Genomic DNA, 10,479 nt, shown 5'->3' with positions numbered 1-10,479 from the left:
CCGCCGCCCGGTGCTGGGACGGTCAGACCGATTCGTGCGCCAAGAGCCATTCTTTCGCGGGTAGCCCCCAACGGAATCCACCGAGAGCGCCACCGATGCGGACCACCCGGTGGCACGGCACGAACAGTGCGGCGGCATTGCGCGCACAGGCGGACGCCGCTCCGCGGATGGCAGCGGGGCGGCCCGACAGCTCCGCGAATTGCGAGTAGGTCACCGGTACGCCGGCTTCGACGGTGCGCAGTACATCCCAGGCGTGCATCAGGAATTCACCGGACCGTTGGGCGACGGTCACATCGTCGATGCGTGCCAGCTCACCGCGGTGATACGCGTCGACGGCTGCGGTGACCGTGCCGAGATCTGCGACGCTGCGGACGGTGTCGGGTCGCATCGTCGGGTGAATCAGGACTCGGAGTTCGTCGACATCCGCGGTCCAGCCCGACGCGAGAACGCGCTGATCGTCGTCGACGATGGTGGTGAACGGGCCGATCGGGGTGTCCTGTGTTGCAGAGGTGGCCATCATGCCTGTCTTCTTTCCAGTGCGGTGATCCAGAGGTGCATCGAGACGTACGATCGCCACGGTGCCCAGCGGGCGGAGTCCTTCAACGAGATGTCCAGCGCGGCTGCGCCTTGACGGACGACCAGGTCGGTGTCGAGGAGAACGTCGGGGTCGCCGAGCAACCGCATGACGACATACCGAGCGGTCCACGGCCCGATGCCTTTGAGCGCCAGCAACTCTCGTTCCAGTTCGGCACCCTCGCGCGCAGGATGCAGTTCGACGGTTCCCGACGTGATGGCGTCGGCGACGCGGATGACGGTCTGGACGCGGGCAGCGGGTCCGGTGAGAACCTCGTGGCCGCGTTCGGCGATGATCGCCGGCTCGGGAAACAGTCGCGTGACGGTACCGTCGCCCAGGTCCAGTGGTGTGCCGAGCGCCTCGACGAGTCGAGCGGTGTGGGTGGCTGCAGCTTTCAGCGATATTTGCTGACCGATGACGGTGCGCAACAACATTTCTGCGCCGTCGACCACCCCCAGTGCCCGAATTCCAGGGTGGGCGTCGACGCTCGGTGCCAGCTGTGGATCTGCGCGCAGAGCCTCGTCGACGGCCAGCGGATCGGCGTCGAGGTCGAGGAGGTGTCGGATTCGGGAGACAGCAGGAGCAAGATCGCGCATGTCCTGCAATGTCACTGCAGCACTGACGAATCCGTCCATCACCCGCAGGGCCACCAGCCCACCGGCGTGCGGCAGGCGCAGTGATCGGACGTATTCGCCGTCGTCGGAGAACGATTCGATGCCCTCGACCACGTGACCGCGAAGGAACCACTCGATCCAACCGCGGTCCAAGGGCTGACGGTAGGGCAGCCGCAGGGTGACCGTTCCGCCTGCGGTGGGTGTTGCGGTGCGGTGTGCTTCGCGGCGCAGCGTCGACGGATCGACGGCGAACACTTCCTTGACGGTGTCGTTGAACTGCCGAACGCTGGAAAATCCTGCAGCAAAAGCGATGTCGGCCATCGACATATCGGTGGTCTGAATAAGTGTGCGAGCGGTGTGTGCTCTGTGTGCACGGGCCAGTGCGAGGGGGCCTGCGCCCACTTCGGCCGTCAACACCCGAGTCAGCTGCCGACTCGAGTATCCGAGGGTGCCGGCGAGGCCGTCGACCCCGCCGCGCTCGACCGCCCCGTCGGAGATCAGTCGCATCGCGCGAGAGCTGAGGTCGGAGTGGATGTTCCACCGCGGGGAACCGGGAGTGGCGTCGGGCTGGCACCGGCGGCAGGCGCGGTAACCGGATTGTTGAGCCGCTGCCGCGGTGGTCAGGAACGAGACGTTGCCCGGCTTGGGGGTGCGCGCCGGGCAGGACGGGCGGCAGTAGATGCCGGTGGTACGAACGGCGGTGAAGAACTGGCCGTCGAATCGTGCGTCGCGCGAGGAGACCGCGCGGTAACACCGCTCGAAGTCCAGTTCTTGCACCTGCCGTTCACTGCTCATGTACCTACTGTGTCAGCGCGGACCCGCCAGTGCTAGCGGAAATCGGACGCGGCTGCGGTCGTGCGCGTTTTGCGTACCTGGAGGGGCGCACAACGCGCACGAGGGCGAAGCCCTAACAGCAGCGAGCCCCTGGGTTCCGGTCGGCCTCTGCGTGCCGATCCTTCCAGTACTGCCGAACGGTCGGTGGTTCCTGTCCCGGATGGTGCCGGGCCAGATGGGCGACGTATCGGTCGTAATCGTGATCACCCATCACCGAGGTGATCCACCACCACAGCCCGCGCATCTAGTGCGCCGATCCGGGGCGTCGAACGGTGCCGGCATCGATCAGTTCGTCCCACTCTGCCTGGATCTGCTTCTCGGCGGGGGTGAGGACGAATCCGGCGGGGCCGAAGATCTTCGACGGCACCTCCGGTTCCTCGTTGTCCGGCAGATCGGCTCCGCGAACGGCCCTCACACACACGATGACTCCGGCGATGACGACGACCAGGACGAGCACGGCGAAGATGATCGACAGCGTGCCTTGGATGAACGTGTTGCGGATGACGGCGTCGATAGCCTCGGGTGTTCCCGCGGTGCGGAACTCGCTGAGGCCCTGCGCCTTGGCGTCGCGGAACTGCGCGTGCTGCGTCCAGTAGCCGATGGCCGGGACGGAGGAGAAGATCTTCTGGTACGACGCCGTCATGGTGACGATGAGGTCCCAGGCCAGCGGCACTCCGGGAATCCAGGCCCACTTGTAGAGACCGCGTTTGACGACGATGACGAGCACTACCGTGAGCGCGATGGCCGCGAGCAACTGGTTGGCGATACCGAACAGCGGGAACAGGGTGTTGATGCCGCCCAGTGGATCGGTGACGCCCATGAGAAGGATTGCGCCCCAAGCTGCCACGACGATGATCGAGCAGATCCACGCGCCGGGACGCCAGGACGGATCCTTGAACTTCTTGGCCGATTTGCCGGGAAGATTGCCGATGCTGTCGGAGAGCATGAAGCGCGCGACGCGGGTGCCGGCGTCGACCGTGGTGAGGATGAACAGGGCCTCGAACATGATCGCGAAGTGGTACCAGAACGACTTGAGTCCCGCTCCGCCGAAGACCTGGCTCAGTACCTCGGACATGCCGAACGCGAGGGTCGGGGCACCGCCGGTACGGGAAATGATCGACTCCTCGCCGACATCGGTTGCCGCCTGGCTCAATTCGGCCGGGGTGATGTCGCCGCCGCTGAGCGGCAAACCGTTGACGTATTCCGCCGCAGTCTCCGGCGTGCCCCCGGTGAGCGCAGTCGGAGCGTTGAGTGCGAAGTAGATGTGCTGATCGAGAATGCAGGCCGTGATGAGCGCCATGATGGCAACGAACGACTCGGTCAGCATGCCGCCGTAGCCGATCATCCGCATCTGCTTTTCCTTCTCCAGCAGCTTCGGTGTGGTGCCGGAGGAGATCAGAGCGTGGAAGCCGGACAGCGCCCCACAGGCAATGGTGATGAACAGGAACGGGAACAGTGACCCGGCGAAGGCCGGTCCGTTGCCCTCGGTGGCGAAGCTCGTCATGGCGGGCATCTGAATTTCGGGACGGGCGATGAGGATGCCGACGGCCAGCAGTGCGATGGTGCCGACCTTCATGAACGTCGACAGGTAGTCACGTGGTGCGAGCAACAGCCATACCGGCAGGATGCACGCGAGCAGGCCGTAGCCGATGAGCAACCATGCGACGGTCACCTTCGACAGCGTGAACCAGGTGTTGCCCCAGTCGGTTTCGGATACCCAGCCGCCGGCGATGATAGCGAACAGCAGCAGGACGACGCCGATGAGCGAGACTTCGGTGACGGCACCCGGCCGCAGGAAGCGCAGGTAGACGCCCATGAACAGCGCGATCGGGATGGTGAGCGCGATGGAGAAGACACCCCAGGGGCTTTCGGCGAGGGCGTTGACGACGACGAGAGCGAGCACCGCGATCAGGATGATCATGATGGCGAACACTGCGATCAGCGCCGCGGTGCCGCCGACGACGCCGAGTTCGTCACGGGCCATCTGGCCGAGGCTGCGGCCGTTACGGCGTGTCGAGATCCACAGCACCAGGAAGTCCTGGACAGCGCCGGCGAAGACGACGCCGACGATGATCCACATGGTGCCGGGCAGATAGCCCATCTGAGCGGCGAGGACGGGTCCGACGAGGGGACCTGCTCCGGCGATGGCGGCGAAGTGGTGACCGAACAGCACCCGACGGTCCGTCGGCATGTAGTCCTTGCCGTTCTCCAGAACTTCTGCAGGAGTGGCGCGGTCGTCGCGTGGGAGGACTATCTTGCGTTCGATCAGCCTCGCGTAGAAACGGAACGCGAAGATGTAGGTGCAGACGGCCGCGACGACGAACCAGACGGCGTTGGGGTTCTCCCCGCGCACGATGGCGATGATCGTCCACGCAACACCGCCGAGTAGGCCGATGGCGACGAGCATCAGTCGCTTGATCGTGGTCATCGGATGTGACTCGACGACGCCGACGGGCGGTAGATCGGGATCTGTCTTCAGCAGTTCGACATGTGGATCGTCGGGCGCTTTCAGTGACATGTGTGGGGTCTCCAGGCTCGCAGGTGTGACTGCGATCACCCTATGTGCGACGCCGATCCGCGTCCTCGAATCGACGCATCGCCGTGCGCCCGGCGGTCGCTGGCGTGCGCCGAGTGGTGGCGGCCCGGAACCGAACGAGCCGGGGCTGCGTCGTATCGGGTGTCATCACAATCATCGAGTCGGGGAGAACAACACATGTCGGGACCGTACGAGCAGACGCAGCAGCAGCCTTTTCCCGCAGCCCAGCCTTATCCCGCAGCACAGCCCTATCCCGCAGCGCAGGCACCGGTGCTGCCGGCTTCGAACGCGGGGTGGGCAGTGGTGGCAGTGATCTTCTTCTGGCCACTGGCCATTCCCGCGTTCAATCACGCGCTGAAGGTGCACCCCCTGTGGATGATGGGTGATGTTCAGGGAGCGCAGTACTCGTCGACTCGTGCAGGGTTCTTCGGAAAGCTGTCTCTTGCACTTTTCGTGGGCCTCATGGTCCTCTACTTCGGCTTCGTCGCAGTCCTCCTAGCCAACGTGTGATCCCGGTGGTGGAGGAGCTGTTCAGCCGCGGGTGACCGAAATGCCGCCGTCGACGAACAGCGTGGTTCCGTGCACCATTGTGGCCCGGTCCGAGACCAGAAACAGGACTCCGTCGGCGATGTCCTGCGGGGAGAGCACGGTGCCTGCCGGGGTGCCGGCGGTCATGGCGTCGAGCACTTGACGTGCGTCTTCGTTGCCCGGGGTCAGCGTGGCTCCGGGCGCGAGGGCGTTCACTCGTACGCCCCGTGGGCCGAATTCGGCGGCCCAGCTTCGGGTCAGTTGCTCGTCGGCGGCTTTGGTGGCCGAGTACATGGCAGCGAACGGGCTGCCCATCGTGGCCATCCACGAACCGATGTTCACGATGCATCCGCTGCCGCGCACGGCCATCGCCGTTGCCAGCGCGCCGACGAGAACGTGCGGAGCTCGAATATTGACGGCGAGCATCGCGTCCAGCTGATCATCGGGGAGGTCCGCCGTGGCGGTAGCCGGGTAGATGCCCGCGTTGTTGACGAGAATGTCGACGCGGCCGCCGAGGGTCTCGGTGCTGCGGGCGGCGAACTCGCGGAGCTCGTGGTAGCTGCCCGCGAGGTCGACGTCGACGAAGGCTGCGGTGCCACCTGCCTCGGTGATGCGGTGAACGACGGAGTTGCCGCGGTCGGCGTCGCGGCCGCTGACGACCACCGACGCCCCGTGTGCGGCGAGGGTCGACGCGATGGCAGCACCGATCCCACTGGTCGATCCGGTGACGAGAGCAGTGCGGCCGAGCAGTTGTGGCGAAGTGGAAGATGTCATGACGCCATGTCTACGGTCGTCGGATCGAGCGGGCCAGGCGTTGTTCGACCTAGGTCTGTCATGACCAGGCTCATCGTCGTCGATGGCGCTACGTTCGAATCCATGAGCAACGACAGGTCGGCACTGAGCGCTTTTCTGCGTGATCGGCGCGACCGAATCAGCCCCGCCGACGCTGGCTTGCCTGAATATCCCGGTGCGCGGCGGGTACCGGGCCTGCGGCGAGAAGAGCTCGCAGCGCTGGCCGGAGTGAGCCCGGATTACTACAGCAAACTCGAGCAGGGTCGTCAGGCCAACGTGTCGAACGAGGTACTGCGAGCGATCGCCCGGGCCTTGAAGCTGGACGCCGTGGAATCTGCGCATCTACTCGATCTCGCGTCTCCGGCCGGTGTCGTCGGTGATGTCTCGGAACGACCGGACCCAGGGTTGCTTCAGGTCATGCAGGCGCTCGATCACCTGCCGGTGCTGATACTCGGGCGTTCGGGCACCATCCTGGCCAGCAATGCACTGGTTCGTGCGGTGTTGAGTCTGTCGTCGACCGCCGGTGAATCGCTGTTTCATTACCTTTTCCGCAACCCCATTGCCCGTGAGCGGATCGTCAACTGGTCCCAGTTCGCGGCGGCGGCCGTGGCATCGATGCGGCGCGACCTCGCTCGACGGCCGGGGGACCCCGCGCTGAACGCCGTGATCGACGAATTACGTTCCAGTGAGCCCGAATTCGAGCGGTGGTGGGCCGACCACGAGGTCGGCGAGTTCGAACGTGCCACCAAGATCATTCAGCATCCGGCTGCGGGGACCCTGCAATTCGGCGTCGAATTCCTGGCCTCACCGAGCGAGCCGAACCAGACTCTGATCGTCTATACCGTCGAGAAGGACTCCAGCACGGCAGAGATTCTGCCCATCCTGGCCAGTTGGGATCCGAATTCGGCGATCACCACTTGACCTGAACCATTGTCGAGGTTTTAGCGTCGAACCCATGGACACATTGGGTCTCGGCGCGATCGGCATTTCAATCGACGTGTCACCGTCGTATCTCGACGATGCACGCGCGTTGGAATCACTCGGATTCACCTCGTTGTGGCTGCCGGGTGGGCAGATCGATCGGCTCGGCAGGCTGGCCGATCTGGTTCACGCGACCGAGACCGCCACCATCGTTCCGGCAATCGTGCCGGTCGATGTGTACTCGCCTGCGCGGGCCGGTGGACTGTTCGACGAGCTCTCGGGCACCGGTCGATTCGGCCTCGGCCTGGGCGGACCGCAGAGTGCTCGGCCTCTGGCCGGGTTGGGGAAGTACCTCGACGAGCTCGAGGTGCCCACCGATCACCTTCTGCTCGCGGCGCTCGGTCCGAAGAAGTTGGAGCTGGCGCGGGACCGCGCTGCCGGTGCAATCGGGTTGCTGGTGACGCCTGACTGGACGGCGCAGACGCGCGGTGCACTCGGTGAGTCGACGTTGGTGGTCGACCAGTTCGTCGTGGTCGAGTCCGATCCGGATCGAGCGCGCGCTGCAGCGCGGGAGCCATTGAACTTTCTCGCTACGGTCCCTGGCTATCGGCAGAACTTCCTGCGGATGGGCTTCACTGAGGCGGATGTAAACGCGCTCAGCGACCGACTGGTCGACGGCCTGGTGGTGTGGGGGAGCATCGACGACATTGCCGAGAGGGTGGCCGCCCACCACGCTGCCGGCGCGGATCACGTGGTTCTTGCGCCCCTGGGTGCGTCGAGTATCGACGCTGGCCGGGCACTGTCCGAACTGGTGGCGACGTCAAAGTAGACTCCATAGACCGTGAGCCTCACCCTCGGAATCGTCGGACTGCCCAACGTCGGCAAGTCCACCCTCTTCAACGCACTGACCAACAACGATGTGCTGGCCGCGAACTATCCGTTCGCCACCATCGAGCCCAACGTCGGTGTGGTCGCGCTGCCGGATCCCCGGCTCGAGAAGCTGGCCGAGGTGTTCGGTTCGGAGAAGCTCGTGCCTGCGCTGGTGTCGTTCGTCGACATCGCCGGCATCGTCAAGGGAGCGTCCGAGGGCGCTGGCCTGGGCAACAAGTTCCTCGCCAACATTCGTGAGGCCGACGCCATCTGCCAGGTCGTACGAGTCTTCGCGGACGACGACGTGGTGCACGTCGACGGTCGCGTCGACCCGACTGCCGACATCGAGGTCATCGAAACCGAACTCGCGATCGCTGATCTGCAGACCCTCGAGAAGGCCATCCCGCGCCTCGAGAAAGAGGTGCGGATCAAGAAGGATCGCAAGCCTGCACTCGACGCGGCGCTGGCAGCGCAGGCTGTGCTGAACGACGGCAAGACGCTGTTCTCGGCCAAGGCGAAGCTGGACTTCGAGCTGCTCGGTGAATTTCAGCTCCTCACCACCAAGCCGTTCCTGTACGTCTTCAACGCGGACGAGTCGGTGCTGACCGACGACGCGAAGATCGGCGAACTCGCGCGCCTCGTCGCTCCCGCCGACGCGGTGTTCCTCGATGCGAAGATCGAATCGGAATTGCTCGAGCTCGACAAGGAATCGGCGGCCGAGCTGCTCGAATCGGTCGGCCAGACCGAGCCCGGTCTGGACGCCCTCGCCCGCGCAGGCTTCCATACCCTGGGCTTGCAGACCTACCTCACCGCCGGCCCGAAAGAGGCCCGCGCGTGGACGATTCACCGAGGTGACACCGCGCCGCAGGCGGCCGGAGTCATCCACACCGACTTCGAGCGCGGCTTCATCAAGGCCGAAATCGTCTCCTACGAGGACCTCATCGCCGCTGGGTCGATGGCCTCGGCCAAGGCCGCGGGCAAGGTGCGCATAGAGGGCAAGGACTACATCATGTCCGACGGCGATGTGGTGGAGTTCAGGTTCAACGTTTAGGTCTGCTGGTCAGAGCCAGTATTCGGCTTTCGGTACGCAGAGGGTACGCAGTAGCTTCCGTGAAGAGCGCCGAGGTGGCCTTGCGCGTTCGATCGTCTGCGTTCGGCCAGAGGTGGGCGTACGTCGACAGGTGACGTTCGGTGAGCTGTGACCGAGCGCCAAGCGGACCACATCATCAACGTCGCAGCCGGCGGCCAAGAACGCATCGACAACATGCAAGCAGCCTGCGAGCCCTGTCACACCGCCAAGAAGCAGCAGGAGTCAGCAGCAGCACGCCGAGCCAATCAGGCCAAGCGAAAACACCCGAGCGTGTACGACGATCACCCGGGGCTGAAGCAGCGCCTGTAGCGTCTGTTCGCACGAGTGGAACGACGATCACATACGAAGACGGCAGCACTCGGGTATTTCCTAGAGCATTCGTCTGGAACCGCAGAAAGCTTGGTCACGCCATAGGGATCGACCAGACTGGCGAGGTCGTCTTCGATCAGTTCAACGTAGTTGGCATAGCGCAGACCTCAGGTGGGAACGCAAAGAGTCCGATCGGCGATGGTGACTCAGAGCCAACACATGGAGAACGGCGCGCTGCGTACATCATGAGCTTCGAGCGAAAAGTGGTCAACGATGGTGAGCCGAATCAGGCTCGTTACCGAGCATGGCTTGAGCAAATGCGCAACGCTGACCCCGCGCACCTCGACCAGATCCTCGACGAGGAGTTCGACATCCTGGAGCCTCCTAGTTAGCCCAGGGCTCCACCCCCCCTCCCCGGCTACTGTGTCCAGCCGCAACGCTCTGTGACTCACCACGGCGACGGGTCTGGGGCTTTGGATAAGGACGCACCAGTGGGGGTGTCCAGAAGGTATCCCGCTGCTCCCGGAGGGCCATTGAGACTTAATAAGTACGCGTCGCCATCAGAAAGTGGCCGTTTCCGACTGGGAACCGACAGCGCAGCGCTCGGCAGCACTGCTAATCTCCAGATTCGGTAGAGCGGAGATAGCTGTGAAACGTCGAGTCCTGGTAGCGGGAAGCGCGGTCGTACTTGCTTGGGCAACAGGCTGCAGTTCGGCGGAGTCAGGGACCGCGACATCCGCCACTCGCGAGCCAAGCCCAGCATCGGTGACCGACGCCGCGGGGCAGCCGCCCGAGGTCGCCACCAACGATCAAGGACGATTGGAAAAGAAGTTCGGCGAGGCGGCAGGTTTGTCGGACAATGTCACCGGCGAGCCAGCGATCACTTTTACCATCAGCAATCCGAGGATGTCGAACACTTGCTCAGGGTTTTGGAAGTTCGAACCCAACAACGGCATCTTCCTCATGGTGGACATCAACGTCCAGACGTCCCCTGCGTACGCGACAGCGGCCGTCGGTGCCCGAAACAGCAGCGTTGCGTCACTTATGGATTACTCCCTGAATCCAAGCGCGTGGGACGCCACCAATCCGGACGGCACGGTCAACGGTGACCTGGTCTCGACCGCAGCCTTAAACTGCGACGAGTCGAATACCGACGCCTTCTCCGGCCAGCTCGCTCCTGCGTCGACCTACTCCGGTTCGTACGCATTCGACGTCGTACCGGGGTCGCAGAACATCTTCTTGGGACCACCGAGGTCGGGTATTGGTTGGGAATGGGACCTTCCTGCGGACTTGCTCTCTCCAGGTGCTGGTCCAGGTGATGGCGCTCATCGAAAGTGCTCAACTTCGCTCAGCGAAAGTGCTCACCCGGTAGCGGTGATCACTGTAGCGGTTGACGGCTCCCGGTGACGGC

The 10,479-nt window shown here is 64.3% G+C and carries 11 protein-coding genes; 6 read left to right on the top strand and 5 right to left on the bottom strand.

Translation table 11 applies throughout. The annotated features are described in order from the left end of the window. Positions 1 to 22: 22 nt before the first annotated feature. The 4 genes from ACIGGF_RS24110 to ACIGGF_RS24095 form a co-directional block, all read right to left on the bottom strand. On the bottom strand, positions 23 to 517 hold the full coding sequence (locus tag ACIGGF_RS24110) for a methylated-DNA--[protein]-cysteine S-methyltransferase (RefSeq protein ID WP_397523627.1): 495 nt from the start codon (positions 515 to 517) through the stop codon (positions 23 to 25). Then, complete coding sequence (locus ACIGGF_RS24105) at positions 517 to 1,983, bottom strand: AlkA N-terminal domain-containing protein (protein WP_397523613.1); 1,467 nt, start codon at positions 1,981 to 1,983, stop codon at positions 517 to 519. Before ACIGGF_RS24105 ends, ACIGGF_RS24110 begins: the two co-directional genes overlap by 1 nt. A 112-nt stretch (positions 1,984 to 2,095) precedes the next feature. After that, positions 2,096 to 2,266 (bottom strand): YbdD/YjiX family protein, encoded by a 171-nt coding sequence (locus tag ACIGGF_RS24100; protein WP_072692145.1) that lies wholly within the window; start codon positions 2,264 to 2,266, stop codon positions 2,096 to 2,098. After that, on the bottom strand, positions 2,267 to 4,540 hold the full coding sequence (locus ACIGGF_RS24095) for a carbon starvation CstA family protein (RefSeq protein WP_397523612.1): 2,274 nt from the start codon (positions 4,538 to 4,540) through the stop codon (positions 2,267 to 2,269). A gap of 195 nt (positions 4,541 to 4,735) precedes the next feature. Here ACIGGF_RS24095 and ACIGGF_RS24090 point away from each other — a divergent pair, with 195 nt between their 5' ends. Then, the gene (locus tag ACIGGF_RS24090; protein ID WP_397523611.1) at positions 4,736 to 5,068 is read left to right on the top strand and encodes a CD225/dispanin family protein; all 333 of its coding nucleotides are present in this window, start codon (positions 4,736 to 4,738) and stop codon (positions 5,066 to 5,068) included. 21 nt (positions 5,069 to 5,089) lie between these two features. Here ACIGGF_RS24090 and ACIGGF_RS24085 read toward each other — a convergent pair whose 3' ends face one another. Further along, complete coding sequence (locus tag ACIGGF_RS24085) at positions 5,090 to 5,860, bottom strand: SDR family NAD(P)-dependent oxidoreductase (RefSeq protein ID WP_397523610.1); 771 nt, start codon at positions 5,858 to 5,860, stop codon at positions 5,090 to 5,092. Positions 5,861 to 5,962: 102 nt separating this feature from the next. Between ACIGGF_RS24085 and ACIGGF_RS24080 the strand changes: the two genes are divergently transcribed. From ACIGGF_RS24080 to ACIGGF_RS24060, 5 genes are all read left to right on the top strand, one after another. Further along, positions 5,963 to 6,799, top strand: a complete 837-nt coding sequence (locus ACIGGF_RS24080) for a helix-turn-helix transcriptional regulator (RefSeq protein WP_397523609.1) — start codon at positions 5,963 to 5,965, stop codon at positions 6,797 to 6,799. 34 nt (positions 6,800 to 6,833) lie between these two features. Further along, complete coding sequence (locus tag ACIGGF_RS24075) at positions 6,834 to 7,628, top strand: TIGR03620 family F420-dependent LLM class oxidoreductase (protein ID WP_397523608.1); 795 nt, start codon at positions 6,834 to 6,836, stop codon at positions 7,626 to 7,628. Between the two features lie 12 nt (positions 7,629 to 7,640). After that, positions 7,641 to 8,720 (top strand): redox-regulated ATPase YchF, encoded by a 1,080-nt coding sequence (ychF, locus tag ACIGGF_RS24070; protein WP_057475323.1) that lies wholly within the window; start codon positions 7,641 to 7,643, stop codon positions 8,718 to 8,720. A 147-nt stretch (positions 8,721 to 8,867) separates the two neighbouring features. Continuing rightward, positions 8,868 to 9,068, top strand: a complete 201-nt coding sequence (locus tag ACIGGF_RS24065; protein ID WP_397523607.1) for an HNH endonuclease — start codon at positions 8,868 to 8,870, stop codon at positions 9,066 to 9,068. 765 nt (positions 9,069 to 9,833) lie between these two features. After that, complete coding sequence (locus ACIGGF_RS24060) at positions 9,834 to 10,475, top strand: hypothetical protein (RefSeq protein WP_397523606.1); 642 nt, start codon at positions 9,834 to 9,836, stop codon at positions 10,473 to 10,475. Positions 10,476 to 10,479: the final 4 nt, after the last annotated feature.

The organism is Rhodococcus sp. NPDC078407 (assembly GCF_044542515.1).
GTDB lineage: Bacteria > Actinomycetota > Actinomycetes > Mycobacteriales > Mycobacteriaceae > Rhodococcoides.
This window is presented reverse-complemented; position numbering and strand designations above follow the sequence as displayed.

Excerpts from the sequence above, each read along its gene's own strand:
- ACIGGF_RS24110 (WP_397523627.1), bottom strand. The coding sequence starts at position 517 with ATGGCCACCTCTGCAACACAGGACACCCCGATCGGCCCGTTCACCACC.
- ACIGGF_RS24105 (WP_397523613.1), bottom strand. The coding sequence starts at position 1,983 with ATGAGCAGTGAACGGCAGGTGCAAGAACTGGACTTCGAGCGGTGTTAC.
- ACIGGF_RS24100 (WP_072692145.1), bottom strand. The coding sequence starts at position 2,266 with ATGCGCGGGCTGTGGTGGTGGATCACCTCGGTGATGGGTGATCACGAT.
- ACIGGF_RS24095 (WP_397523612.1), bottom strand. The coding sequence starts at position 4,540 with ATGTCACTGAAAGCGCCCGACGATCCACATGTCGAACTGCTGAAGACA.
- ACIGGF_RS24090 (WP_397523611.1), top strand. The coding sequence starts at position 4,736 with ATGTCGGGACCGTACGAGCAGACGCAGCAGCAGCCTTTTCCCGCAGCC.
- ACIGGF_RS24085 (WP_397523610.1), bottom strand. The coding sequence starts at position 5,860 with ATGACATCTTCCACTTCGCCACAACTGCTCGGCCGCACTGCTCTCGTC.
- ACIGGF_RS24080 (WP_397523609.1), top strand. The coding sequence starts at position 5,963 with ATGAGCAACGACAGGTCGGCACTGAGCGCTTTTCTGCGTGATCGGCGC.
- ACIGGF_RS24075 (WP_397523608.1), top strand. The coding sequence starts at position 6,834 with ATGGACACATTGGGTCTCGGCGCGATCGGCATTTCAATCGACGTGTCA.